General features: G+C 44.1%; 25 protein-coding genes. 5 read left to right on the plus strand and 20 right to left on the minus strand.

Annotated features, from left to right (window positions below; all coding sequences use genetic code 11):
- Nucleotides 1-4 precede the first annotated feature (4 nt).
- From M654_RS18515 to M654_RS18590, 16 genes are all read right to left on the minus strand, one after another.
- Nucleotides 5-985 carry an ABC transporter permease gene (locus M654_RS18515; RefSeq protein ID WP_026588349.1) on the minus strand — a complete coding sequence of 327 codons (981 nt, stop codon included), beginning with the start codon at nt 983-985 and terminating at the stop codon, nt 5-7.
- Nucleotides 979-1,860 carry an ABC transporter ATP-binding protein gene (locus tag M654_RS18520; protein WP_026588350.1) on the minus strand — a complete coding sequence of 294 codons (882 nt, stop codon included), beginning with the start codon at nt 1,858-1,860 and terminating at the stop codon, nt 979-981. The genes M654_RS18515 and M654_RS18520 overlap by 7 nt, the downstream gene beginning before the upstream one ends.
- Complete coding sequence (locus M654_RS18525; protein ID WP_026588351.1) at nt 1,853-2,245, minus strand: GntR family transcriptional regulator; 393 nt, start codon at nt 2,243-2,245, stop codon at nt 1,853-1,855. The genes M654_RS18520 and M654_RS18525 overlap by 8 nt, the downstream gene beginning before the upstream one ends.
- Nucleotides 2,246-2,448: 203 nt before the next feature.
- A complete protein-coding gene (locus M654_RS18530; RefSeq protein WP_026588352.1) occupies nt 2,449-2,652 on the minus strand; it encodes a hypothetical protein in 204 nt (67 codons plus the stop codon).
- Nucleotides 2,653-2,942: 290 nt separating this feature from the next.
- Complete coding sequence (locus M654_RS18535; RefSeq protein ID WP_051290395.1) at nt 2,943-3,368, minus strand: vitamin K epoxide reductase family protein; 426 nt, start codon at nt 3,366-3,368, stop codon at nt 2,943-2,945.
- On the minus strand, nt 3,361-3,888 hold the full coding sequence (locus M654_RS18540) for a TlpA family protein disulfide reductase (protein WP_026588353.1): 528 nt from the start codon (nt 3,886-3,888) through the stop codon (nt 3,361-3,363). The genes M654_RS18535 and M654_RS18540 overlap by 8 nt, the downstream gene beginning before the upstream one ends.
- Nucleotides 3,885-6,041, minus strand: a complete 2,157-nt coding sequence (locus M654_RS18545; protein WP_026588354.1) for a peptidase domain-containing ABC transporter — start codon at nt 6,039-6,041, stop codon at nt 3,885-3,887. Before M654_RS18545 ends, M654_RS18540 begins: the two co-directional genes overlap by 4 nt.
- A complete protein-coding gene (locus tag M654_RS18550) occupies nt 6,041-9,253 on the minus strand; it encodes a type 2 lanthipeptide synthetase LanM family protein (RefSeq protein ID WP_051290396.1) in 3,213 nt (1,070 codons plus the stop codon). The genes M654_RS18545 and M654_RS18550 overlap by 1 nt, the downstream gene beginning before the upstream one ends.
- Nucleotides 9,254-9,464: 211 nt before the next feature.
- Complete coding sequence (locus M654_RS18555; RefSeq protein WP_035428248.1) at nt 9,465-9,596, minus strand: type A2 lanthipeptide; 132 nt, start codon at nt 9,594-9,596, stop codon at nt 9,465-9,467.
- A 78-nt stretch (nt 9,597-9,674) separates the two neighbouring features.
- Nucleotides 9,675-9,806 carry a type A2 lanthipeptide gene (locus M654_RS18560; protein ID WP_035428248.1) on the minus strand — a complete coding sequence of 44 codons (132 nt, stop codon included), beginning with the start codon at nt 9,804-9,806 and terminating at the stop codon, nt 9,675-9,677.
- A 410-nt stretch (nt 9,807-10,216) separates the two neighbouring features.
- Nucleotides 10,217-12,145, minus strand: a complete 1,929-nt coding sequence (locus tag M654_RS18565; RefSeq protein WP_026588356.1) for an ABC transporter permease — start codon at nt 12,143-12,145, stop codon at nt 10,217-10,219.
- A complete protein-coding gene (locus M654_RS18570) occupies nt 12,117-12,890 on the minus strand; it encodes an ABC transporter ATP-binding protein (protein WP_026588357.1) in 774 nt (257 codons plus the stop codon). The genes M654_RS18565 and M654_RS18570 overlap by 29 nt, the downstream gene beginning before the upstream one ends.
- Before the next feature lie 110 nt (nt 12,891-13,000).
- Complete coding sequence (locus M654_RS18575) at nt 13,001-13,741, minus strand: ABC transporter permease (RefSeq protein ID WP_026588358.1); 741 nt, start codon at nt 13,739-13,741, stop codon at nt 13,001-13,003.
- A 19-nt stretch (nt 13,742-13,760) separates the two neighbouring features.
- Nucleotides 13,761-14,492: an ABC transporter permease gene (locus tag M654_RS18580; RefSeq protein WP_026588359.1), complete on the minus strand. Its 732-nt coding sequence runs from the start codon at nt 14,490-14,492 to the stop codon at nt 13,761-13,763.
- Nucleotides 14,493-15,410, minus strand: coding sequence for an ABC transporter ATP-binding protein (locus M654_RS18585; RefSeq protein WP_035428250.1), 918 nt, complete (start codon nt 15,408-15,410; stop codon nt 14,493-14,495).
- Nucleotides 15,411-15,590: 180 nt separating this feature from the next.
- Nucleotides 15,591-15,869, minus strand: a complete 279-nt coding sequence (locus tag M654_RS18590) for a YtzC family protein (RefSeq protein WP_026588361.1) — start codon at nt 15,867-15,869, stop codon at nt 15,591-15,593.
- A 151-nt stretch (nt 15,870-16,020) separates the two neighbouring features.
- Between M654_RS18590 and M654_RS18595 the strand changes: the two genes are divergently transcribed.
- Both M654_RS18595 and M654_RS18600 read left to right on the plus strand, forming a co-directional pair.
- Nucleotides 16,021-16,989, plus strand: coding sequence for a tRNA modification radical SAM protein MnmL/YtqA (locus M654_RS18595; protein ID WP_026588362.1), 969 nt, complete (start codon nt 16,021-16,023; stop codon nt 16,987-16,989).
- A complete protein-coding gene (locus tag M654_RS18600; RefSeq protein ID WP_026588363.1) occupies nt 16,986-17,570 on the plus strand; it encodes a tRNA 5-(aminomethyl)-2-thiouridylate-methyltransferase MnmM in 585 nt (194 codons plus the stop codon). The genes M654_RS18595 and M654_RS18600 overlap by 4 nt, the downstream gene beginning before the upstream one ends.
- Before the next feature lie 34 nt (nt 17,571-17,604).
- Here the strand turns inward: M654_RS18600 and M654_RS18605 are convergent, their stop codons facing one another.
- Together M654_RS18605 and M654_RS18610 are read right to left on the minus strand one after the other, a co-directional pair.
- Entirely contained in the window at nt 17,605-18,684 is a 1,080-nt protein-coding gene (locus M654_RS18605) for a tetraprenyl-beta-curcumene synthase family protein (RefSeq protein ID WP_026588364.1), read from the minus strand.
- Between the two features lie 14 nt (nt 18,685-18,698).
- Nucleotides 18,699-19,478 (minus strand): alpha/beta hydrolase, encoded by a 780-nt coding sequence (locus M654_RS18610; RefSeq protein ID WP_026588365.1) that lies wholly within the window; start codon nt 19,476-19,478, stop codon nt 18,699-18,701.
- Nucleotides 19,479-19,531: 53 nt separating this feature from the next.
- On the opposite strand from M654_RS18610, the gene M654_RS18615 reads away from it, so the two are divergent.
- From M654_RS18615 to M654_RS18625, 3 genes are all read left to right on the plus strand, one after another.
- On the plus strand, nt 19,532-20,050 hold the full coding sequence (locus M654_RS18615; protein WP_026588366.1) for a gamma carbonic anhydrase: 519 nt from the start codon (nt 19,532-19,534) through the stop codon (nt 20,048-20,050).
- 166 nt (nt 20,051-20,216) lie between these two features.
- The gene (locus M654_RS18620) at nt 20,217-20,747 is read left to right on the plus strand and encodes a phosphatase PAP2 family protein (protein ID WP_051290397.1); all 531 of its coding nucleotides are present in this window, start codon (nt 20,217-20,219) and stop codon (nt 20,745-20,747) included.
- A 40-nt stretch (nt 20,748-20,787) separates the two neighbouring features.
- Nucleotides 20,788-21,924 carry a glycosyltransferase family 4 protein gene (locus M654_RS18625; protein ID WP_026588368.1) on the plus strand — a complete coding sequence of 379 codons (1,137 nt, stop codon included), beginning with the start codon at nt 20,788-20,790 and terminating at the stop codon, nt 21,922-21,924.
- A gap of 213 nt (nt 21,925-22,137) precedes the next feature.
- Here the strand turns inward: M654_RS18625 and asnB are convergent, their stop codons facing one another.
- Together asnB and metK are read right to left on the minus strand one after the other, a co-directional pair.
- Nucleotides 22,138-24,036 (minus strand): asparagine synthase (glutamine-hydrolyzing), encoded by a 1,899-nt coding sequence (asnB, locus tag M654_RS18630; RefSeq protein ID WP_026588369.1) that lies wholly within the window; start codon nt 24,034-24,036, stop codon nt 22,138-22,140.
- Nucleotides 24,037-24,257: 221 nt separating this feature from the next.
- Nucleotides 24,258-25,460 (minus strand): methionine adenosyltransferase, encoded by a 1,203-nt coding sequence (gene metK, locus M654_RS18635; RefSeq protein WP_026588370.1) that lies wholly within the window; start codon nt 25,458-25,460, stop codon nt 24,258-24,260.
- Between the last annotated feature and the right edge of the window lie 126 nt (nt 25,461-25,586).

Consider the following 25,586-nt stretch of genomic DNA (forward strand, 5'->3'; position numbering starts at 1 on the left):
TCCTTTATAACAATTTTGTCTTTTTATAAATGGCAAAATAGCTGATTAAAAAGCCGATGACAGCGCCCAGGATCATGCCGAGCAGATATCCGATAATGGAATCGCCGGCGGAATAGCCCATATATCCAAAGGCGAGAACACCTAGAATAATAACCAAGATTTGAATCGGCCGATCAAGCTTCTTCCATAAGAAAAAGCTCCCGTTTCGTTCGCATGGATGTTTAATAAAGCTGACATACCCGATAAGATAAAATAGAACTCCCATTGCAGCCGGAATCAGTAAAATATATTTCGAATCCATGACCCACGAAGGATTTACGTATATAATCGGGATTAAATACTGAAAAATCGGAGAATCCACAATTGGATATCTTCCCCAAAAATGATCACTTCCTATGATGATGCCGAGATTGATAGCAGGGAGCACCACAAGTAAAACGGGCAAAATCGTTACGGAAAAAGATGTTAACAACTGGGCAAATATATTTCCCGTTAATGCTCCTGCCGCCATCACCAGAGCATACGCCATAAAGCTGATGATCATCGAGCCGACCATAAAGTGATCGAAAAATTCGACGCTTCCGGGATTTAATAGCATGATCAAAAGCTTTGACAACATGTAGCCCAGCAGCTGGGCGCCTACGATAATAGAGCTTCCCATCCAAAATTTCGTGTTAAACACCTGGCCTCGTGAATACGGCAGGCTTAACGTAAAATCCAGCAGCCCTTTGCTTCGCTCAAGCCCCACTTGGACTATCGCCAACAGCACAGCCGGCGCCCAGAAAAATTGAAGTGAACCGCCGGTTTGATAATCTAGATAAAATCGGCAATCTTTAGGATAAAAATGATCACTCAAACATCCCTGATAAGTAAAATATTCGCTTATGATTGAAATAGGAGTGCTTAAAAAGAAAAGCAAGAAAATCACAAGCAATACGGCTTGATGCTGTTTCCATTCCTTATAAAACAGCCCTCGGTCTACCATCTTCGCTTCCCTCCAAACTTCGCGATGAATACTTCCTCAAGGCTGACTGGAAGCTCGTTCCACACCTTAGGAGACAAACTTTTAAGAAACTGCTTTTTTACGTCATCTTCTTTCGGGATGAGGACTGTATAAAACACGCCCGCATGATCTAAAACAGGAATTTCCCTCTCTCTGATTTTCAAATCGACATCTTCTTCTTCAAAAGCCATCTGAATTTTGATAAAGTCGCCTTTCAGATCGTCAAGATCCATGACATTTGACAATGTATTGTCTTCGAGAAATCCGATTCGGCTGCACATCCGCTCGATATCTTCAAGCCTGTGTGATGTGATCAGGATAGCCGTATTATTCTCAGCGACTTCATCGACCATCAGCTGAAGAACGTCGTGTCTTGTCACTGCATCAATTCCGTCTGTCGGTTCATCAAGCAAAATGACGGCCGGGCGGATGGCAAACGAAAGAATGAGTGACAGCTGTTTTTTCATACCCGTTGACAGCTCCCGGTATTTTTTTGAGTCGGATATGCCGTAACGGTTCATTAATTCATTGGCATATGTAACATCAAAATCGGGATAAACATTGCGTAAAATCGCAACGAGCTGCTTGTAGTTATACTTCTCAAAATAAGGGTTCTGGACCGGCATATAAACGATATTGCGCTTCACCAACGGGTGGTCTTTAATTTTGATGCCGTCAAATAAGATCTCCCCCTGATCAGGAAGCAGGATTTGCTGAATGAGCCGAAGGAGCGTCGTTTTCCCGGACCCGTTTCTGCCGAGCAGTCCGAAAATCTCCCCTTCTTCAAGCTTAAAAGAAATATCCTTGAGCACTTGTTTTCCATCTATCGTTTTAGAAACATTCTTTACCTCAATCATTCGTCTGGCCTCCTTTCACTTCTTCGCTGATTTCCGCCATCCATTCCTGCAGCTTTTTGATATCAACTCCTGCATAATGGGCATCGATGATCAGCTGCTTTAACTGCTCTTTCATCATCGTAATCTTCCCTTCATCAAGCGTGATTTTCGCATTTTCTGAAATGTATGTCCCTCTTCCCCGCAAAGTTTCGATAATTCCTTCGCGTTCAAGCTCTTTGTAGGCTTTGCTAACCGTGTTTGGATTTGCAATGATAATGGTTGCAAGCTCTCGGACAGAAGGAAGCTTATCTCCTGGTTTCATAATCCCTTTTAAACAAAGCTCTTTCATCTGCTGAATGATCTGTTCATAGATCGGTGTCGAGCTTCTCGGATCGATTTGAATCATCTATCTCCCTTCTTTCTGTCCAATTTCAATTTTCTTCATCGTACACCAGCTCCATCCTTATTAAGAACTTACATCAGGAGTCCAAATTTCTTTATAAGCCGCTCGAAGGCAGCTGATCTTTTGTTTACAGCACATGATGCTACTAGAATTGAAGACGCTATGTATCCCTGAACTCGCGGGTCCGCCGCTCCGTTCTTACGAGATCACTCTATTTTCGGCTTGATTTGTGTGTGGATATACTCGATGGAATCGCTCGTCAGGAATTCTTGCTCCATCTTTTTCTGGACGGCAAAACTGAACACCGTAAACATAAGCAGGAATGAGCAGGCAATAGCTACCGAGACAATCAAACTCATATATTTTCCATCACTGATCAAACGTTTCATCATCAATTTTATTTTATTCATTTTGAAACTCTCCTTTTAGATGAAGAGACTGTATTGGTGTATTATAAAACATAATACACTTAATACATTAATGACATGTTTGCAGATTGTCAACATATTTTCTTAAATTCGCGTTTAAAAATTAGGTTAAAAATACTATCCAATACGGAATTCGCAATGTTCAGCAAGTATTTCTATATAATAACGACAATAAAGGATGGTTTTACCATCAGGAAAGTTGAGGGTAAAAAAAGACAGCGCCCCCCCTCAAGGGACACTGTCCGTCAGAATATCATCATGCTGCAAACGGTTTACACATGGAAAAAGCTCCGTTTGCCATCTTTTTTCTTAGTCCAAAACACGATTGCATTTCCTGTAAGAATTAAAATGAAAGAAATCACACACCAAAAACAAATGGCGTTTATAACAAAAATTTCAAGATACGTTAAATAGATAGAGAATAGCAGACCGAATAGCAGCATCGCTTTCATCAACAAAGAAAAAAGTTTTCTTCCGCTAAACATAGAGACCGCGAATAGGCACATGTAATAAAAAAATCCAAGGACTGACATTGGGATTCCGCCGATTTGGGCATATTTGCTGTTATTGACTGCTGCACAATCCCCCAGCGGACAAAAAGTACTGCTTGATAAATGCGTGAGGTAGAGATAGAGAGAAACAAGCACCCCTAAAATTGCAATGATCTGCAGCAACAACAAACGTATGTGATTAAGCATTTTCACCGGCCTTCCTTAGCATGCCATTTAGCTGGTCTTCATCCAAACCATTCAATCTCTCTTCAATGGTACCTTGTTCATTGACCAAATAAAACACAGGGAAAATTTTAAAATTCAGTTGTTTACGGATTTGAGCATTCGCCGACATAATAGGAAATTGAAATTGATGCTCCTTTTTGACTTCGGCATATTTGCCTTTATCCCCTTGGCCGATCAGTATCAGCTTTGTATCCGGATACTCGGTCTTTAATTTTTCTAAAAGAGGATATGTCTGCTGACAAACTTCACAATCGATCCGGCCGATCATCACCACAAATTTCTTACCCTTATACTCTGTTAAGGAAACCGGTTTGCCATCTACTTCTTCTCCTTTTACCAACGGAAGTTCGGCTCCTTCCTTTAATCCGCCCATATCGACAAATGTCTCAATCGCAGCCTTGGGATTGGTCACCACCCAAATACCCAGGACAGCAATCCCCAACATCACGATCAACATACCCCACTTTAAATATTTTTTCATGAGATAACCTCCGCAGTTTTCTTGATTTGGCTTTTCTGCAAGTTAGCATAATGCCCATTGAGTTCCATCAATTCAAAATGCGTACCTTGTTCAACAATTTGCCCCTTTTCAACAACAAGAATTAAGTCTGCGCGAACAACCGTGCTTAAACGATGGGCGATGACGATTCGCGTACAATCCAATTCATCAAGGTTATCATGAATTTTTTGCTCCGTTTTCGTATCCAAAGAGCTGCTCGCTTCATCCAGCAGCAAAATCCTTGGATTGTGCGCCAATGCTCTTGCTAAAGCAAGACGCTGACGCTGCCCTCCTGAAATATTCGTGCCTTCCTCTGATAGCAGTGTTTCGTACTTCATTGGAAGATTCATGATGTCTTCATGAATTTCCGCCATCTGAGCCGCACGTATCACTTCTTTTTCCGACAAGTTTTGATTATGGAAGGCAATGTTTTGAAAAACAGACCGATTGAATAGATGGATTTGCTGCGTAACCACCCCGATTTGCTGTCGCAGCTGAGATTTGTGGAGTCCGCTGATGTCCTGGCCGTCAAATAAAATCTTTCCTTGTGTCGGCTGGTAAAGTCCCAATAACAAAGATGCCAACGTGCTTTTACCCGATCCGGTTGAACCGACGATGGCCACAAATTGACCGGGCTGAATCTTGACCGAAACATTATGAATCACCTGGGGACTGTATTGATGATACCGAAATCCCACATTTTGAAGCTCTATATCGCCTTTTATTTGCGGAGGACTGATCGCCTGCTCTTCATTTTGTTCCGGTGTGGCATCAAGAATGTCCATGATGCGCCTGAAATAAGTTCCCATGAAAATCATCTGATTTGCAGTTGTGACAATATTGGTAAGCGGCATTAAGAAGCTTACTGACAATGTATAGAATGCAAACATTGAACCGAGCGTCATTTTCTGGGCGATGACTTCCTGAGTTGCAACCCACAGGACAAGAAGTGGTGCTGCGTAGCGCAGCGTTTGCAGCATGCTGTCTACGTAAGCCGTAAAGAAGCCTCTTTTGCGGGCTGCTTTCATCTGCTCTTGAAACAGACCGGACCAATGGCCGTATACACCGGGCTCTACACCTTCAGCCTTCACGACCAATATCCCTCTCAATATTTCCGCCAAATAGCTCGAAGCGCGCGTTTGGCGCAGTATCTCTTCTTGGGCATACATCTTCGTATAACGCTGGCTGATCATGAGCAAACCAACCTGTAAAATTCCGATTGCCAGAACGTACATCGTTAAATGTGCCGATTTGCTAAACATATAGAAAAGAAATAGGAACACAAGGCCGCCATCAAGAAACATTGTGACTGTGCGGGTCGATAAAATTTCCCGGACAATCATGTTGCTGTTTGCCCGCAAAATTAAATCGCCGCTGGACCGCATTTGAAAAAAATGAAACGGAAGCTGCAGCAAACGGTTAAAGAACCGGCTCATTAAATTCCAATCAAGCCGTGTTTGCAGCCATACAAGGGTTCTTGACCTGAACAATGTAAAGATAAACTGAATAACGACCAGCAAGATGATGGCAATCCCTAGTACGTTCATATAATTTGCTTCTTCGCCTGGGGTAATCACCTGATCAACCACAAACTGTACGAACATCGGAGTTGCAATGGCCAATACTTGCACCCATAGGGAGCAGGCAATAATAAAGCTTACAAGCCAAGGCTCTTGCCATAAAAAGCGAAGGTATTCGCGCCATATTCCCTTTACTTTGCGGCGTTTCAAATGTTCGGAAGGCTTCATCGTTAAGCACATTCCGGTCAAATGGTTTTCCATATCTTTCATTGGAAGGATTCGACGCCCGACAGCAGGGTCTAAAATGTGAGCTTTTTTGCCCTTTACTTTCTCCAGTACGACAAAATGATTGCCCTCCCAATGCAAAACAGCAGGAGTTTCAAGCTTATCAAGATGCTCGGGCTGCACGCGCTTTCCTTCTGCTTTTAATCCCAATGTTTCAGCCATTTTTTTTATCGTCAATAAATTGATCCCGTCCCGGCCTCCGCCTAACATATCCCTTAATTCCGTCAATGTGTATTGACATTTGTAGGAGGATAATACCATGGCAAGACAGCATAGCCCGCATTCTGACTGCTCCATCTGTTCTATGAAAGGTATACGCAAACGTTTCATCATTCCCTCCTCAATGGAGTTCCGAGTACGACGACAGGCGGCACCTTCTCAGGAGCTGCAAGACGCAATAAGCCGTATCCGATCCCTGACAGCCCCAGCATTAAGCTCGGGGTTTCCTCATTTTGAGGTATTCCGCAGCACCATCCCTTATCCATCGCTTCTTCTACGATTGCACTTCCGATTTGCATGGCATTTTTCTTCAGCTTTTCATCTTTTAAAACATCTGAAGCCAATAACAAAACTTCCAAATTGCCGAAGTCACCGTGACATTGGCAATGACTTCCGCCAAACCCTTCACGGAGCGTCGTCTGGATTGCCGTTTCAAGTTCTTCCTTCATTTTATCGTCCCGCCAGTGCTGCATTGTCATAAGCCGTCCCAGCGCTATTCCAGCCGCGCCATGGCACCATTGAACCGGATTTGTAATGCCTAGACTCTTTCGTTCTTCCCGGTAGCGAAGATCCGCCCAATTTCCCTCTTCAGGTATAAACATTGTTCGCTCATAGGAAATGGCCTGTTTGCTGCATTCAAGAAAACGCGTATCTTTTGTGGCGGTGTACAGTTCCGCCAATGCCCAAGCGATCCCTGCAGTGCCGTGAGACAAGCCGATCAGCGCCCTGCTTTTGTCAACTGGCGATGTCCAGCCGCACCCTGCCTTTTGCTCAGCTGCATTTGCAAGCAGGTGTTCGCCGCATTGAACGGCAACCTGCAGAAGCTTGTCTGACTTTGTCAAATGGTAAAGACGCAATGCCACTAGGAGTGTTCCCGCCGATCCGCCGATCAGATCAAACATTTGATCTTTTTCGATCCACTTTTCACACTCTCCGATGGCATCCGCCGCTTTCCGGATATATTTCTCTTCCTTCCATAATGCCCACAGATGGCTGTACACATAGGCAATGGAAGCATACCCGTGAAAAGCGGAGAGAGAACCGAGACCATTATACCGGTGAAGAAAGTCTTCGGCTGATTTTACCGCGGCTTCAGCTACTTCTGCATAACGCCGATCCTCGGAAATTTCCGCCAAATACGCATAAAACAACGCGACGCCAAGCACGCCGTCATATAAGGTGGCATCCAAAGGCGTAAACAGCCACCGGTCATTAAGGGAAGCGCCGATACCGATCCAGCTGACATCTTCTTTTTTGTCGCCCCAATAAGCTGCTTCCAATAACCGATCACCGATCATCATGGCCTGCTTGACAAATTCCTCAGGCGGATGCTGATGTCCAATTTTCACGTTAGAAAAATCGTTTCGGTATTGCTTAAGGTCCCAGCGCTTCAGCATCGTGGCCATCGAGGTGCGGATATACCTAATCTGTTTGGAACAGTCCTCTCTGCTGAACATCTTGATCCTAGTCAATACTCGCTCTAATACCGTAATATGATAAAAGTTCTGAATCTCCTTGCCGTCGCTGTCCCAAGCAGACAAAGAATTAATTTTCGAATAGAAGTAAGGGATGTCCCCCTGCAGCAAATCCCGTGTTTCTGAAGGTATAAGTTCCAAAAATTTATCATTTGTGTCCACTATCCGCCATAAGTAATCAAATAGCCGAACTCTGTCAAGTCCGTTTCGAAGATAATCAGGATGTAAACCGGCTTCCAGCATAGTAGAATAGGACTGTGTATGCCGAAAAATCGAACGGACTGTATCATGTTGAAAAGCCTTGACAGGCCCCTCTGAAGAAAGCAGTTCTTCCCGATGCCGCATAAATATTAAGTAAACTCGTTCAAATCCGGCAGCGATATCATCGATATAATCCTCCGGCGAAATCTCGTTCCCATTATGGCTCGGCCGATTTTTCGCCCCTTTTGAAAATCCGCTTCCTTTTACAAGCCGCATTTTGTCTGTTCTGATATTTTCGTACTTATATTTTCCCCTCGGCAGTCTTTGTCCGCCATGTCCGCCGATTCCGCTCAGTTCAATGGAACGGAATGATCCCGACTTAAATAAGGAGGCAGGCAAGATGCCGGTTCTTAATACGGACTGTGACAGTTCTTCGGAAGTTCTCTGCAAGGCGGTAAATTCGTCCTCATCCGTCGGCTGGATGTTTTGGAATAAGGATTCCAAGTCGATAAATTGCGGAAATTCTCCTGAAGCGATCATGTTTTCCATGTGCATGTCAGTCGCATACAGCATATGTAGTACCGCTATACAGCCCCCCAGCCGCTGATAAAAATGGCTTACTTGCTCAAGAGTTTCGCACTCTCTTGCTTCAGCAAATTCCTGCCAGCCGTAGCTAGTGCAGTCCATTGTATGTAAAGGTTGAAAAGATGGAGTAGCGCCTTTTTCATTCAGCCAGAATAGCAGCTGATTGAAATGAAGATCGACGCCAAGTGAACGAGGCTTATACACCAGGCGGCTGCCTGAGGCAAACTCAAAAATCATCACGCTCCGCCCATTCCGATGCAAATCACCGCTCCCTGTATTAAGGTGTGTTAGATGAGAGAAGTCTCCTGAAAAAGAATGCTGAATAGAATCATAATCAGCAAATAAACGTTCAATTCCTTCACAAATGGCATTCTTTCTCCTCATTGCCGTTTCAACCATGATGCGGGCCAGCAGAGGATATTTAGATAATAATTGAGAAATGCTTTCCTTTTTTTCAGCGTATTCAGCAATAAAATATTCAAAACGCTTTTCCGGGGTGTCTCCTTTCAGACGTCCTTCCATCCGGGCAAGATTCAATTCATAGACAAGGACGCGTTCTGCCAGAGCCAATAAGTTTTTGCATACAGCGCTGAGGATGCTCCGCCTGATGACGGATTCTTCCGCACATACCCGTCCGTATTTTATCTTCCAAATCCGGTATGTATCGGCTATGCCGGTGTTCAGCCAATCCAGAAATGGCCTAATAAAACTGATGAACATATGACTTTTCAACTCGTCATCTTCCAGGTCCACCTTGCAATTGATCGGCAAATGCTCGTTAAAAAATATGTCATCCAGCTCATCCATCCACTCGGCCTTTTGGCGGGCGGCCGGAGAATGTTTGGCGGCCAGCAGCAATTGGAAAGAACGCTTATCAAGTCCGTCATTTTGCAGACGATGTTCCATCAAACGCAAAGGTAAACCAGTCTGTTTGCACCATTTTTCCAGTTCTATTTCTTCATCGATCTTAGTATCTGCGTCATTCTCAATTGCCCTTTCATGCAAATAAAGACCCCGATTCCATGCTGCTGTCTGATCTACTGTAGACAAGCGATTTGACATTTGCCTTACCTCCCTGTCTTTTACATCATCCGTAATGACAATAGAAGACAAGGGTGAACGAATTCTCCCTTGCCCTCTATAAAAGGTTTCCATTGTTGAAAATAAAATATATATAGCGTTTGGAAAACCTTCAATTTAATCCATGCTCAACGATGCTGCCTGCTGAATACTTTGCAGCTGCTGGCATAGATATAGAATGTATAATATTTTATTAGCAGCAGACAAACACGCTGTTAGGACAATCGTCAGTGATTGTGCATGCCCAGCCGCAGCCTGCAGCTCCTGCTGCTTCTTTCAATTCTTCATCAGATAGAGTAACAACCGTATTCTTCAATTCTTCCATTTTATTCACCTCTTTTTAATTTTAGAGCATTTCTCTCAAAAAATTGGTAAAGAAGAACTTGTTTACACGAGTTTGTACTTAGCAGCAAACAAACACGCTGTTAGGGCAATCGTCAGTGATTGTGCATGCCCAGCCGCAGCCTGCAGCTCCTGCTGCTTCCTTCAATTCTTCATCAGACAAAGTGACGACTGTGTTCTTCAATTCTTCCATCTTTTCACCTCCTTTCAATTGGGATTATTACCTGTATTTCCTATTATATGAAAAGAGAGGATGATGTCAAAGGGATTTTTCAAAATAATTCAAGACTTTCAACACCCTTTTAATTTAGTAATTTTCTAGTATAATTAAACCCATTTATTAGGGGTTATTTCGGTATATTTGAATCTATTTCGCATACTCATATGAAAGAAAACGGTTTATTCAATATTCCGAAAAGAGCACAACCTTTTTCATAAAAAGTTTTTTATTATATTTATATAAAGTGGAATTTAAAAAATTTTTTAAAACCCGACTAAACTTATATAAAAACAACAAGATGGAATATTTACACTTTTTGACGCTTTTTTAACCTGAATGTAAAATAAAAAAAGATAGACTCCCATCAGAAGTCCATCTTTTTTTTATTTCGATACGCTGCCATCATGATAAATGGCGTTTTTCAATTGTTTCAAATACTGAAAGCGAATAAACAAGAAATACATGCATTGAATGAGAAGAAATGCACCAAGCACGAATGCTGATTCTTTGATGAGTGAAACACCTGCCGCTTCAAAAACATGCTCCAGTGCAGTAAGTGCAACGGCTCCATGAGTCAGCGCCACGCCAATCGGAACAAAAAACAGCAACATAAGCTGCGTTGTTATGATGTTTGACATCTCTTGTTCGGTTAAACCTAATTTTTCGATTGCCTGCAGCTGAGCCCGGTCATTTTCAAAATCAGTATATATTCTAAAGTATAAAAAGCTTCCCGCAGCAGCAAAAAACACGGCCCCAATGAATAGACCAGCAAACAAAACATGCCCCATTTGCTGTTTTATTTCGTTAAAGTACAGCGCTTTTGCCTGAAAATGATAAGCGTCATCCTTTAAGGAACTTTCCAGTTTATGCTGAATCTCCTTTGAAACCTTTTCAGTCTGCTTCCAGTCCGCGATATCATATGCATAAACTTTTCTTTCATTCTCGCCATTTCCCAGCTGCGCGTATAGATCATCAGATACAATCAGGGCCCCGTTATAGCCGGTGAATTTCAAAAGAGGCGCTGGAACGGCTTGAGATTGAATGACATGAATCTTTTTTTGACTTTCTTCAAGCGTCCATTCACTTTTTTTAGCCGCGCTCATCCCTTTGTTGAAAAGAAAAACGGCTTGGCTTCCGGCAAGATCGATGGATTGTTTATGGCTTTCGATCACTTTATTATAGTCGGAAGCCTTTAATATGGTCAGCTTATTTGAAGTGCTAACATCGGTTTCGTTTTTTATACTCATGATCGTTTTTTCATAATGTATCTTTTCTTTGTTCAGTAAACGTTCGATCATTTGAATATCGTTTTGCTGATGAGAGCCGCCCGCTGGTGATTCATATTGAATGGCAGCCTCGGGTTTATCTTCTTCCATTTGCAGCAATAATGACCTTAATCCAACAAGTGTTCCGATTGCGGTGCACGCTACCGTTGAAACGATCGTTACAATAAAGAACATCCGGGCATTATCCCTCAACCGGTAAGCCAGATCAGAGAGCGTGATCAAATTTGTTTTTTTCCAATAAAATTGTTTTTTCTTCTTTGATAATTTGATGAGGAACACACTGAGTTGTGAAAACAATAAATAAGTGGCAATAATCACAGCTATCGTTACAGGAATCATTGCAGCTAGAACCATGATTCCCCTTACAAGCAATGCAGCCGTATATCCGCCGATCAGCAGCACAACGGCCAAAACAGTCAAAAATGGGGAAACTGCCGGGTCGGGCTTTGGCTTGGCGGTTCCTTTCAACAATGAAATAATGGAACTGTTTTTTAAAATCGCGGCTGTGAAAAAAGAAATAAACAAAAATAGAGCCATGAACGAAAAAAATGTAACCCCTATGGCCTTGAGAGGCCAATAAAACCCGAGGGAATAATCAATGTCCAGCAGCTTGGAACCGAGAGCTAAAATTCCCTGCGAGAGAACAAGTCCGGCCGCAATCCCGGAAATGGTCGAAGCAAATCCAATCAGCAGGTTTTCCAAAAACACAAGAAACTTTAATTGCATATTCGTCATGCCAAACATGCTCATAATTCCAAATTCTTTTTTGCGTGTTTTTAATAAAATGCCCATTGAATACAATATAAAAAAAAATGTAAATACATAGATGATAAACTGGGCAAAATACATTCCTGTCTGTGCTCCCGAACCCAGCGTTCCGCTTTTTTCCAAGTTGAGATTTGGATGAAAGGCGAGCATCGAATAAACGAAAAAGAGCATGACAGAGAAAGCGCTGCTTAGAAAATAGCCGGCATAAAGGCGTTTATTGCGCAACACATTATTGAACACCAGTTGGCGAAAGCTCATCTTTATTTCCTCCTATAGCCGATAAAACCGTCAAAATTCGATTAAAAAACGCTTGTTGATCCTCTTCTTTATAAATTTCGTTATACAGCGTACCGTCTTTAATAAAAATGATGCGGTCGCAATAACTGGCCGCCAATGGATCATGCGTCACCATCATCATGGTCACGCGGTCCTCCCTGTTGATCTTTTTTAAAATTTCCAGCACGTCTTTTGCCGATTTAGAGTCTAAATTCCCCGTGGGCTCATCTGCTAAAATTAATTTCGGTTGATGGATAATGGCACGGGCGATCGCTGTTCTTTGCGATTGTCCGCCCGATATTTCGTACGTGCGTTTGTTTAAAATATGCCCAATCCCGAGTTTTTTCGCGATCGCGACCGCACGTTCTTCCATTTCTTTCACATCCGTTCCCTCAAGCGTGAGGGGCAGCACAATGTTCTCGATGACAGTCAACGTTTTCAAAAGATTAAAGTCTTGAAATACAAATCCCAATTCTCTCCGGCGGAATAGCGCCAATTTCTTTTTGCTGAGGTTGCGGACGTTTTCTCCATTGATCAAAACATCACCGGAATCAGGCGTATCAATAGTCGAAATCACATTTAAAAATGTCGTTTTTCCGCTTCCGGAAGGACCCATGATTCCGACAAATTCACCTTCCTTAACCGTCAGGCCAATATTGGACAATGCCTGATAAGGAACCTTACCATTGTATACTTTTGAAAGATTTTTCACCTTTAAAATATCCACTATTAACACAATCCTTCTAATCAAATTTTAATCGTTAAACCGAACGCGCGGCTGCCGATTCTTTTATGAAAGGATCGCTCTGGAAGGATCTGAACGATCCTTCTCCAGAGCTACTGAACATCACGTCGTCTAAACATGGCAAACCCGATCACAAATATAATAAGAAATGAGATAAGCGAAATGCTTAAAAAGTAAGAGTACCCGGGAAGCTCATTTCCTCCAGTTCCGGGATTGAGTGTCAAAGAAGGAAGCGACCACAGATAATACTTTCCATAAGAGCTGTTTGAAATGACCATACCTGCAATCGATGCTGCCAGACCAACACCGACCGGAACTCCAAGACTGTGAAATCGAATGCTGAGCAGCATTTGCACAGCCAAAATCGGCAAACACGTTATCCAGCACAACAAAACACTGATTGCCAGCGAATGATAAGGGATCGTCCCGATATCAACAATTTTTCCGGCAACAACCATTCCTGCGAAAAAAAACAGCATCGATATACCGACCAATAAAATATGGACAATTGTTTTGGCAACATAAATATGAACGTATTTAATCGGAAGAACAAACAAGTGTTTCCAATTGTTTTCGGAATGTTCAATTCGTGCGAGCCAAACAGCCATTACAGCAATTGATAAAGGAAGCAGCAGCATCGCGTAAAAGACGACGACCTGTCCGAGCAGTTTATCCCAAGGGACTGCATCCCCCTGCAAAAAGACTTCTTTATAGCGTACAAAGTTGAAAGCACCGAAGATAACCATGATCAAAGGTGCAATGATCATCAGCAGCCATACGTATGAACGTTTAAGTTTTAACAGCTCCATCTGCATAACATGCGTAAACTTCATAATTATCATGTCCCCCTTTCTATACATCCCTGCGGACAAACTCGCGGCATCCCGCCCATAAGCAAATGATGCCGACAATCAGGGACTGACAGATATACCACATCACATTTGTTCCTTCATTCAAGGTGATCGGCAGTGTCAAATACGGATAAACCCATGGAAGCCAATGTGTAAATGTAGACTGGACGAAAAAGATAGCTGCTACTGTGGCACAAATGGCTACACCAAGAGGAATTCCGGAATTTTTAAATCTGATGCTGAGCCAAAATTGGACTGCAAGGACTGCAAATGTTCCCAAAAGCGCAGCACCGATCGTTTTGACCAGATCATCAACCGGCACAGCGCCGGATAAATTCAACAGCATGGCGCTCGCAATCATTCCGATTCCTAAGATCACCGAGCTGATGATAATAAAAAAGAGAACAAGCGCCACTTTGACAAAATATAAATATCCCCGTTTAAACGGAAGAGAAAACATATACTTCCAGCTGTTGTTTGTGTTTTCGATTGAAACGACCATTCCGGACAGAATAGCGACAAGAATAGGCAAAATCAATAATGCCCACATCGATAAATGCTGTGCAATAAAAATCGTCCAAGGATCAGCCCCCGGTTTGACGACGCTATCGTAGCGCACAAAAAAGTTGGCGAGTTGGAGCAATACAATCAGCAAAGGAGCCAGGATGACCGGAAAAGCAATTCGGCTTTGTTTCAGCTTCATCAATTCTGCTCTCATTATGGTCCAAAACACTTACAGCGCCCCCTTTCCTCCGGTTAATTCAAGGAAGATCTCCTCCAGCGTCCGCACTTTCACAAACAGATGGGAAACTTTCAAGCCATTTTGAACCAGCAGGCTGTTAAGATCAGCCGGATCGTCTTCAAAATCCGGAATGCATAACACATCATGTCTTAAGTCAGCTTTTATTTGTTGTTCGCTGAGAAGTTCTTTCGCCTTTTTCGGATCATTTACTTTAATTTCTAAAACGGGCTTATTCTCATCTTGAAGTTTGGCTAATTTTCCGTGAAACTTTAATTTCCCCGTCTGAATAATGCCGACATGGGTCGCGACCATTTCAATTTCCGCCAGGTTATGACTGGAGATAATGACGGTAATGCCAAAATCCTCCGGCATCCTTTTGATCAGCTGACGAATCTCATGAATCCCGCTCGGATCAAGACCGTTCGTCGGTTCATCAAGGATCAGCAATTCTGGAGAACCGAGCAAAGCCAAGCCGATTCCCAAGCGCTGCTTCATTCCGAGTGAATACTGCTTCACCTGCTTATTGGCCGCTTCCTTAAGGCGGACAATGTCCAGCACTTCCTGAATGCGTTGATCTGATACGCCTAAAATTTTGCTGGACAGCTTCAGATTTTCGTACCCTGTCAAATTTCCATAGTAGGAAGGGGATTCCACCAGGGCCCCGACCTTGCTTAAAATAGCTAACCTATCCTTTGCAAAGGATTTTCCAAAGAGGCGGACCTCTCCTTCCGTCGGCTTCATTAAACCGAGCAGCATCCTGATCGTCGTCGTTTTGCCCGCGCCGTTCGGGCCCAGAAATCCAAATATTTGGCCTCTTTCAATTTCCAAATTAAGGTGATCGACTGAAACCTGCTCACCAAACTGTTTTGTCAATCCTTTTGTCTTAACCAATACTTCGTTGGAGTTCACGATTGATTTCCCCCTTTTTCTTTATTTCATCAATGATTTGAATAAATGCTGTCAATCTAAATAAATTCTTGTGATTCCCCCTTGGCAGTGAACTAAGTGTATTCATATAAGTAGTACACTTAATACAATAATGACACACAAAAGATTTGTCAACAATTTTTCCCAAAAAAAAGACCCCAATTAATGGGGCCTTTCGAATGACCTTTGCAGGATCATATTGTTTTGAAGGGTTTGCAGCTGAAGTCTTTTGCGGTAAATCTCTTCCCTTTGCTGTTCATTGGAAAACAATGAAAGCTTATTTAAATCATTTACGGCATCTTCAAGCTTCTGCTGCGCTTCGCTGTATTCTATCTCATTGTAATGTTCCTGCCTGCTTGCAGTTTCAAATTGAGATAACGCATATTCATAAGCGTCTTCGCTTCTTTGGATGTGTTCTCCGACGGATTGTCTTGTTGCCAAAGAAAACCCCTCCTTAATGGAAAAATCCATCGTGATTAGTTTGACCACTTCAGCCTTTATTCAATAAAGAAAATGATGGGGATTTGTTCAATTCGTATTTATTTGCTACAATTTTAGGATGTGCCATTTATTCTAAGGAGGTTCTTTAGATTTGCATCAGAACAACCCTTTTCCATACACGAACAGTGAAAAACGATACCATACATGGAATTATCATTTAAGGAAGCATTTCGGACATAAAGTCTTTAAGATAGCCCTTGACGGCGGGTTCGACTGTCCGAACAGGGACGGCACGGTCGCACATGGCGGATGCACATTTTGCAGTGCTGCAGGCAGCGGCGACTTTGCGGGAAACCGGGCTAATGACCTCATCACCCAATTTCATCAAATACGGGACAGAACGCACAAAAAATGGAAAGACGGCAAATATATGGCCTATTTTCAGGCGTTTACGAACACGCATGCCCCAGTCGACGTTCTTCGTGAAAAATACGAAACCGTGCTTGGCCTCGACGGTGTAGTCGGCCTTTCGATCGCCACACGGCCGGATTGCCTGCCGGATGATGTCGTCGAATATCTTGCAGAGCTGAATGAACGGACATACCTTTGGGTGGAGCTCGGGCTGCAAACCGTTCATGAACGGACGGCAGACTTGATCAACCGCGCCCATGATTTCCAATGCTATGTCGATGGCGTCAACAAACTGAGAAAACACGGAATACGCGTCTGCTCACATATTATTAACGGCCTTCCGCAGGAAGACTACGCTATGATGATGGAAACGGCTCAAGCGGTGGCAAACCTTGATGTACAAGGCATTAAAATTCATCTGCTGCACCTTTTAAAAGGAACGCCGATGGTGAAGCAATATGAAAAAGGCAAATTGACGTTTCTTTCCCAAGATGAATACGTCCAGCTTGTCTGCGACCAGCTGGAAATTCTGCCTCCGGAGATGATCATCCACAGAATCACAGGCGACGGACCGATTGAATTAATGGTCGGACCGATGTGGAGCGTCAACAAGTGGGAGGTATTGAACGCCATCAACGGTGAACTCGAAAAGCGCGGAAGCTACCAGGGAAAACGGTTTAACAAAACGAAAGAGGAAGCGATGTCATGACGCTGAAGAACATTTTGCCATACTCAAAAGAGCTGCTGAAATCAGCAGCCGGAGAAGGAGATATCGTCATTGACGCGACGATGGGAAACGGTCATGATACTTATTTTCTGGCTGAACTTGTCGGCGAAAGCGGACATGTTTATGCTTTTGACATCCAGGAATCCGCGTTGGAGAAGACCGCTGAAAGGCTTGGTCAAACATACGGGAAAAGGGTCACATTGTTTCAAAAAAGCCATGATGAGTTGATCTCCGCACTCCCGTCCGAGGCTTTTGGCCGGGTGGCGGCTGCCGTCTTTAATCTCGGCTATCTGCCGGGCGGAGACAAATCGGTCACAACGAAAAGCGAATCAACCATCTCAAGCATCAGACAGCTTTTAGAGGTTTTACAAGAAGGCGGGCTGATCGTTTTGGTCGTGTATCACGGCCATCCGGAAGGAAAGCGGGAAAAAAGCGATCTCCTTGATTTTTGCGCCTCCATTGACCAGGATGCGGCCCGCGTCCTCTGTTATCAATATTTAAATCAGCGAAATGATCCGCCGTTTATTATCGCGATTGAAAAAAAAGCTCAAATCAACCAATGATTTGGGCTTTCTGTTTGTTTTTATATTGCCGCATCTAGGAGCTTTTAATCCAGGGCATTTTTTGAATTTTACGATAGGCCCTGCCATTGATATAGAAGAAAAAGGATGTTTTGCCGCTCGCTTTGATCAGCCTTTTCGCCAGCCGGCCGATCTCCTTTTGCCCCGCGACTTTGTCATCTGACAAATAAACACCTAAAAGACCTCTGTTGATCAAGCGGTGGAAGTTTTCATGCGGAATACCGCGCAGATGCTCATCGGCCATTTGGATGAAATGTTCAAGCCTCTCCATCATCTCTGAATGTGACGGATAATATGTGCAAAAGTTCAAATCCCCGCCGATTAAATCCTCCTCTTGATCAATTAAATAATCGAGAAGGATGTGCAGCCCTTGTATGTATGGAAAATAACTGTCGCGTATTTTTCCCGCCATCGCTTTTGTAAAATCGGAATGGACCGAATAAGAGACTAGGCAAAAGATGCCGAGCGTTGAGCCTGCACATGCCGAAAACTCGTACCACTCCATTTCAGGCAAAGCGGATTTATAATTGTTAAACCATGCTTCAAGCCGCGGAACGCGTTCATGCTCAACCACGTGCTTATGGACTTGCAGATCACAGTAATAGCTGCAAAGTTCGAGGAGATGATCTTTGATGACATCATAATTTTCAATCTCAGTCAGCACATCCTGGCACGTTTTGACCAGATCGTGCAGATAGCCGCCGTCATCCTGGTCTTCTCGATACCGATAATAGTTCTTCAGTTCGGCTCCGACCGTCAATGCGTCTTTCATCGACTGATGGAGCATTGTAAAGTCATCCGGATCAAGAGAGGTGCTGCGGTCGCATAAATTGTCCAGATAGTCGCTTATCGTTTGATAGGCGGTAATAAACCGAATGGACTTGCTGATTTGTCTGCCTGAAAGAAGCGCCATAATGCCGCCCCCTTCACAGTGAAAGGTTTTGTCTCTGATGCTGGCCAGCGCCTGCAATTTCAGCTCTGGATTTTGAATATGTTCAGCTTTGGCCCGCCATTTGTCCAATTCCTGATGGACGAGCGGAAAAACCTCTCTGTAAACTTTCGCCATTAATCCAAATGGATGTTCCGGTACTGACAAAGAATGCACCTCCATTATGTGATATGTTGTTCAGCAAACGCTTTGGCCGCTTTAAAAACGTCCTCCCGTTCAGGCTCATTAAAGATTTCATGATACAAGCCCTCCCACTCCCTGTATGTCTTGTTGCGGGAAGCGAGCTGGTCAAACCATTTGAGCACCATTTTTTTGTCGACGAGCCAGTCAGTCCCCCCCTGCATGACAAGCAAAGGGATATTGAGAAAGGCGTCGGTCGGCTCCATCGCGCTTTGAATCGCTTTTAATATCTCCTGATACCATCTGACGGAAACTTTTGTGATATATAATGAATCATTGATATCCACTTCGATGACTTCTTTATTTCTCGTTGCTTTATCAGGCGTTATCCCGGATTCAAATCTGAGGGAAGGAGCCACAACATTAAGCCCTTTTGATATCACATCGAGAAATTTGTTCGGCTTCAATTGCAGCCCGAGACAAGGGGATGATAAAATGAGACCGGCAACATCGCTTTGGCGCTGTTTAAACCACTCGATCGCAATCAGACCGCCCATACTGTGCCCGAGAAGGAGTACCGGCACCTGAAAGGCTTTCGCCCGATCTATCCACTTGTCTACTTCATCAATATATTCTTGAAATGTGCGTATATGTCCTCTATCCCTCGTCGATGTTCCCTGGCCGGGGAGATCGCCCATGACGACATTGTATCCGGATGAACGCCACATCTCGGATAACCATTTATACCGGCCAGAATGCTCACAAGCACCGTGAACAATGACAATCGAGGCAACAGGTCTTTCCGCTTCCATGCACCACATGCTGGCCACCTCACGCTAGTTTTTAAAAACACTTGAAAGAAAGGATGAAACTGATGATCTACCCTTATCAAAACACCGAACCCGCTATTCATGAAACGGCCTTTATCGCCGACAATGCGTGCATCACCGGTGACGTCACCATCGGAGAGCAATCAAGCGTCTGGTTCTCCGCTGTTATCCGCGGCGATGTCGCACCGGTCCGGATTGGAAAAGGCGTAAATATTCAAGACCTTTCGTGCCTGCATCAAAGTCCAAACCGCCCCCTTTTGATCGAGGATGGTGTGACAGTCGGCCATCAGGTCACATTGCACAGCGCCGTTATACGAAAGCATGCCCTTATCGGAATGGGTTCGATTATTCTGGACGAAGCCGAGATCGGGGAAGGCGCCTTTATCGGCGCGGGCAGCCTTGTCCCGCCGGGAAAGAAGATTCCGCCGTTTCACCTTGCATTTGGCAGACCCGCAAAAGTCATTCGCCCGTTAACCGAAAGCGATCAGCAGGATATGGAAAGAATTCGCAACGAGTATGTTGAAAAAGGACAATACTACAAATCCCTGCAACAGAAAGATTAGCTTTGCTACAACTTTACCATTTTTTTAGGGATAAATTAAGCAAAAACCCTTCCGGCCGCGATCTGCGGCTTTTTTTTTCGCCACGGCAATCTTTACAATTTCTTATTATGTGCTAAACATTTGTTTTTTACAATAAATGAGAAGCAACCATTCATCTAAGGGGGTTATGACGCTGAATAAACTGATGCTTGGCATGTACAACTTTGAATGCCGGATTTTTCTCGGCATGAACAGCTTGTTCGAACAAAAAGCATTAAATCGCTTTTTTCGTTCCTCAACCCATTTAGGAGGAGCTTTATGCACCATTCTCGCTTCCCTGTCGCTCATCGTTTTCGGATCAGGAAGCATACGTCAAGCCGGAACCGCGAGCGCACTTGCGCTGTTAATCAGCCATCTGCAGGTCGTGCTCATCAAAAAGCTCTACCCGCGAAAACGTCCGTATATGACGCTGAAACAAGCACAGGTTTTGAAAGATCCGCTGAAGGATCATTCCTTTCCATCCGGACACACGACAGCCATATTTTCTGTTATAACACCGATAATCGTATTCTTTCCGATACTTGCACTTTTATTAATTCCTCTTGCCATCAGTGTCGGTCTTTCGAGAATTTATCTGGGCTTACACTACCCGTCAGATGTGCTCGCCGGCATGCTGCTTGGCGTCTCTGTCGGCATTCTGTCATCCTTTCTCATGTAACCCGTCTTTTGTTTAAGAAATCATCATCAGGAGGGAAACAATGAAAATTGCGATTTTTACAGACACGTTTACACCGGATGTGAACGGCTGTGCCAAAACGTTAAAAAGGTATACGGACTACCTTAACAGCAAAGGAATCCCGTTTAAAGTATTTGCGCCGGAAAGCACGCATGAGACACCTTTCTCAAGCGATATCCGGCGGTTTACAAGCCTTCCGTTCTTCTTATACCCCGAATGCAGAATGGCCCTTCCAAATCTCGTCCAAATCAAAGCTGAACTTCGCACGTTCAATCCTGACCTCATTCATATCGCCACACCGTTCAACATCGGCCTTGCGGGGCTGAAGCTCGCAAAAAAATGGAACATCCCCGCTGTCGCATCATATCACACCGATTTTGACCAGTACCTTTCTTATTATGATCTGCAAATGTTTTCCAATCTCTTGTGGAAGTATATGCGCTGGTTTCATAAATCTTTTCATAAAATCTTCGTTCCCTCCAATGAAACGCTGATGCAGCTAAAAGCGAAACGGTTCAGAAACCTTTCAATTTGGAGACGGGGTGTGGACTGCTCGCGGTTTCATCCGTCTTTCAAATCCGAACAGGTCCGCGAGCGCTATGGCATAAAAGAAACATACATCCTGAGCTATGTCGGCAGGCTTGCCCCTGAAAAGGACTTGGAAACGCTGCTTAAGATCGCAAGACACCCTTCATTGAGAAAAGATGTTCACTGGCTGATCGCAGGCGACGGCCCATTAAAGAAGGAGCTTGAAAAACAGGCACCGGCCAACATGACGTTTGCCGGCTATGTGGAAGGAGAAGAGCTCTCCCGCATTTACGCCAGCTCAGACCTGTTTGTGTTTCCTTCCCCGACGGAAACCTTCGGAAATTCCGCTCTTGAAGCGCTCGCCTGCGGTACACCTGTCATCGGCGCAGACTCCGGCGGCCTGAAAGATTTTATTCAAAACGGAAAAAACGGATTTCTTGCAGAGCCAAAATGTCCGGAAGCCTTCACAGAAGCCATTATGCATGTCCTCGGGAACCCTTCTTTGAAAAAACGAATGGAACAGGAAGCAAGAAACTACGCTCTTGCCCAATCGTGGGAGGCTATTTTTGAGAGCCTCCTTGCGGAATGTGAAAGCGTGCTTGCCAAATCCATTGGAGACAGAACAGCATAATAAAAAAAGTAAGTTCGTACGTACGTAACGTTAACGCCTTCTTTGAAAAAACGAATGGAACAGGAAGCAAGAAACTACGCTCTTGCCCAATCGTGGGAGGCTATTTTTGAGAGCCTCCTTGCGGAATGTGAAAGCGTGCTTGCCAAATCCATTGGAGACAGAACAGCATAATAAAAAAAAGGTTTTCGACGAATCGAAAACCTTTTTTTGCAGTTAAACAATGATGACTTCTTTCGGCTGATGGTTTAATTCTTCCGGGACATAGCGCTTTTCGACAAAAATGCTGTGCCAGATCATAAAGATAAGTACCGTCCAGATTTTACGGCTGTTGTCCGCTTTGTTGGCGCAGTGGTCTTCAAGGAGCTGAAGCACATAGTCTTTATGAATATATGCGTCTGTTTCGCTCTCTTTAATAATGCCCACGGCCCAGTCATGCATTTCGTTTTTCAACCAGTGGCGGATCGGCACAGGGAAGCCGAGCTTTTTGCGGTTCAGCACATGCTCGGGAACGATGCCTTCCGCCGCTTTTCGAAGCAGGTATTTTGTCGTGCCGTTCTTTGTTTTCAGCTCTTCCGGAATTTTTGAAGCCGCTTCAAAAACGACTTTGTCCAAAAATGGAACGCGGAGCTCCAGGGAATTGGCCATCGTCATTTTATCGGCTTTCAGCAAAATGTCCCCGCGCAGCCATGTGTGAATATCAACATACTGCATTTTATTGATTTCGCTGTAGGACTTGCTTTCTTCAAAATACGGCTTTGTCACGTCACAGTAAGAGAGGTTGCTGTCATACTGGCGAAGAAGTTTTGATTTCATACCTTCTTCAAAAATCTTCGCATTTCCGATATACCTTTTTTCAAGAGGGGTGCATCCTCTCATTAAAAAGCTTTTTCCTTTCATTCCCTCAGGCATCGCTTGGGCAACGCGGAGAAGCATTTTTTTCAAAGGCGACGGAATCCGTTCAAACGGTTTTAATGACAGCGGTTCGCGGTAAATGTTATATCCGCCGAACAGCTCATCCGCCCCTTCTCCGGAAAGGACGACCGTCACCTGTTTTTTCGCTTCCTTCGCTACAAAATACAAAGGAATCGCAGCAGGATCGGCAAGCGGATCATCCAAGTGCCAGACGATTTTAGGAAGCTCGTTCATGTATTCTTCAGGAGAAATGACGGCGCTGAAGTTTTCCAAGCCGAGTTTGTCCGCGGTTTCTTTCGCAACGTCCACTTCGCTGAAGCCTTCTTGTTCAAACCCGACCGAGAATGTTTTCAAATTCGGATGAAACTGTTTGGCCACAGACACGATAAAGGAAGAGTCAATTCCGCCTGAAAGGAATGAACCGACAGGCACATCGCTTCTCATATGGACTTTGACAGAATCAAAAATCGCGTCCCTTACTTCCTGAACAAGCTTTTCTTCTTCCGTCTGCACCGGCTTAAATTGAACTTTCCAGTATGTTTTAAATTGAAGATCTTCTCCGGGACGAATCGTAAACTGCTGACCCGGTTCCACTTTTCGCACCTTTTTGTCAAGCGTTTCAGGCTCAGGCACGAATTGGAAAGATGTATATTGCTGAAGGCCTTTTTCGTTAAATTCCAGCTCAGCACCGACAGGCATCAGGCTTTTTCGTTCTGATGCAAAATAAACATGGCCGTCCGTTTTTGTAAAATAAAGCGGCTTAATGCCAAACGGGTCGCGTGCTCCGTATAAAAGCTGTTCTTGTTTATCCCAGATTAAAAAGGCGAACATTCCCCGCAGTTTTGATGCAGCCTCCTGTTTATAATGGCGGTAGGTCGCAAGCAAAACCTCGGTATCGGAATCGGTCTGAAATTGATAGCCTTTTGAAAGAAGCTCATCTTTCAATTCTATATAGTTATAGATTTCTCCGTTAAAAATAATCCAGTAGGAATCATCTTCATATGACAGAGGCTGTCCTCCGTTTTCAACATCGATGATGCTCAGCCTTCTAAATCCGAAGCCTACATGCTCATCATGATAGTACCCATCATCGTCGGGACCGCGGTGTACAATCAATTCATTCATTTGTTTAATCAGTTCTTCCTGGCCTGCCGTCTCGGATGATGGGCGATGATTGAATACCCCTACAAATCCACACATAGTATTGCCTCCGATTTTTTAAATTTCATGCAGAGTAAGATCTGCTTCTTGATTAGACATGTATTTAAAGAAAAACGTTTCAAAAAACTTGAAAAACGAGCATATTGCCTTCATTGTTTTCAATAAAAAAACAAACATATGAAACCTGTTTTTCAAGTTTCAAAAGCGTCCCGTATTCGTCGCGAAAAAGAAAGCCGCTTGATTAAGCGGCTATGCGGTTGTTATTCTCCTAGCGCCTCTTTGCGAAGCTGATCTGCTTTATCCGTGCGCTCCCAAGGCAGATCAAGATCAAGGCGTCCAAAATGTCCGTATGCTGCCGTTTGTTTATAAATCGGACGGCGCAGGTCAAGCATCTTGATAATGCCGGCAGGTCTTAGATCAAAGTTTTTGCGAACCACTTCAATCAAAGTCTCTTCGCTCGCTTTTCCCGTACCGAATGTATCAATCGAAATCGATACCGGCTGAGCGACGCCGATCGCATAGGCAAGCTGAACCTCGCATGACTCGGCAAGTCCTGCTGCGACGATGTTTTTCGCTACATATCTGGCAGCATAAGCGGCAGATCTGTCAACTTTTGTCGCGTCTTTCCCGGAAAACGCGCCGCCTCCGTGGCGGGCATATCCGCCGTACGTGTCGACAATGATTTTCCGGCCGGTCAATCCGGCATCTCCCTGCGGACCGCCGATGACAAAACGTCCTGTTGGATTAATGAAATATTTCGTGTTTTCATCGATCAGTTCTTTTGGCACAACCGGATTAATGACATATTCTTTCAGGTTGCGCTGAATCTGCTCAAGCGTAATCTCCGGATGATGCTGTGTAGAAATCACGATTGTATCGATGCGAATCGGTTTATTGTTCTCATCATATTCAACGGTTACTTGAGTTTTTCCGTCCGGACGCAAGTATGGAAGGATTTCCTCTTTCCGAACTTCCGTCAACCGGCGGGACAATTTATGAGCAAGGGAAATCGGCAGAGGCATGAGTTCCTTTGTCTCGTTGCAGGCAAAGCCGAACATCAGGCCTTGGTCTCCGGCTCCGATCGCTTCAATTTCTGCGTCGCTCATGTCACCTTCACGCGCTTCAAGCGCCTGATCGACACCCATTGCAATATCAGGAGACTGCTCGTCTATAGATGTTAATACTGCGCATGTTTCAGCATCAAAGCCGTATTTTGCGCGAGTGTATCCTATCTCTTTAATCGTTTCGCGTACTGTCTTCGGAATATCCACGTATGTGGATGTTGTAATTTCACCGCTTACCAGCACCAAACCGGTTGTTACAGATGTTTCGCATGCGACGCGTGCATTCGGATCTTTCTTTAAAATTTCGTCTAATATACTATCCGAAATCTGATCGCAAATTTTGTCCGGATGGCCCTCTGTAACTGACTCTGAAGTAAATAACCGACGATTTTTGCTCATGTTTATATTTCCTCCTGTATATGAAGATCAGCCGTGATCTTAATGATGATACGGAACCCGTCCCTTTTACATGATATGACGCACCGGGGCATCATGACCTCTCACTTTGAAAGAATTTCCATATTT

The organism is Bacillus sp. NSP9.1 (assembly GCF_000465465.2).
GTDB classification, from domain to species: domain Bacteria; phylum Bacillota; class Bacilli; order Bacillales; family Bacillaceae; genus Bacillus; species Bacillus sonorensis_A.

What these genes read in the sequence shown, in the direction of transcription:
- M654_RS18600 (WP_026588363.1), top strand. Translation starts at nt 16,986, where the DNA reads ATGACGCTGAAGAACATTTTGCCATACTCAAAAGAGCTGCTGAAATCA.
- M654_RS18565 (WP_026588356.1), bottom strand. Translation starts at nt 12,145, where the DNA reads ATGAGCTTTCGCCAACTGGTGTTCAATAATGTGTTGCGCAATAAACGC.
- M654_RS18515 (WP_026588349.1), bottom strand. Translation starts at nt 985, where the DNA reads ATGGTAGACCGAGGGCTGTTTTATAAGGAATGGAAACAGCATCAAGCC.
- M654_RS18615 (WP_026588366.1), top strand. Translation starts at nt 19,532, where the DNA reads ATGATCTACCCTTATCAAAACACCGAACCCGCTATTCATGAAACGGCC.
- M654_RS18530 (WP_026588352.1), bottom strand. Translation starts at nt 2,652, where the DNA reads ATGAATAAAATAAAATTGATGATGAAACGTTTGATCAGTGATGGAAAA.
- M654_RS18560 (WP_035428248.1), bottom strand. Translation starts at nt 9,806, where the DNA reads ATGGAAGAATTGAAGAACACAGTCGTCACTTTGTCTGATGAAGAATTG.
- M654_RS18540 (WP_026588353.1), bottom strand. Translation starts at nt 3,888, where the DNA reads ATGAAAAAATATTTAAAGTGGGGTATGTTGATCGTGATGTTGGGGATT.
- M654_RS18535 (WP_051290395.1), bottom strand. Translation starts at nt 3,368, where the DNA reads ATGCTTAATCACATACGTTTGTTGTTGCTGCAGATCATTGCAATTTTA.
- M654_RS18610 (WP_026588365.1), bottom strand. Translation starts at nt 19,478, where the DNA reads ATGTGGTGCATGGAAGCGGAAAGACCTGTTGCCTCGATTGTCATTGTT.
- M654_RS18575 (WP_026588358.1), bottom strand. Translation starts at nt 13,741, where the DNA reads ATGAAGTTTACGCATGTTATGCAGATGGAGCTGTTAAAACTTAAACGT.
- M654_RS18550 (WP_051290396.1), bottom strand. Translation starts at nt 9,253, where the DNA reads ATGTCAAATCGCTTGTCTACAGTAGATCAGACAGCAGCATGGAATCGG.
- M654_RS18620 (WP_051290397.1), top strand. Translation starts at nt 20,217, where the DNA reads ATGACGCTGAATAAACTGATGCTTGGCATGTACAACTTTGAATGCCGG.
- M654_RS18520 (WP_026588350.1), bottom strand. Translation starts at nt 1,860, where the DNA reads ATGATTGAGGTAAAGAATGTTTCTAAAACGATAGATGGAAAACAAGTG.
- M654_RS18545 (WP_026588354.1), bottom strand. Translation starts at nt 6,041, where the DNA reads ATGAAACGTTTGCGTATACCTTTCATAGAACAGATGGAGCAGTCAGAA.
- M654_RS18525 (WP_026588351.1), bottom strand. Translation starts at nt 2,245, where the DNA reads ATGATTCAAATCGATCCGAGAAGCTCGACACCGATCTATGAACAGATC.
- asnB (WP_026588369.1), bottom strand. Translation starts at nt 24,036, where the DNA reads ATGTGTGGATTTGTAGGGGTATTCAATCATCGCCCATCATCCGAGACG.
- metK (WP_026588370.1), bottom strand. Translation starts at nt 25,460, where the DNA reads ATGAGCAAAAATCGTCGGTTATTTACTTCAGAGTCAGTTACAGAGGGC.
- M654_RS18625 (WP_026588368.1), top strand. Translation starts at nt 20,788, where the DNA reads ATGAAAATTGCGATTTTTACAGACACGTTTACACCGGATGTGAACGGC.
- M654_RS18555 (WP_035428248.1), bottom strand. Translation starts at nt 9,596, where the DNA reads ATGGAAGAATTGAAGAATACGGTTGTTACTCTATCTGATGAAGAATTG.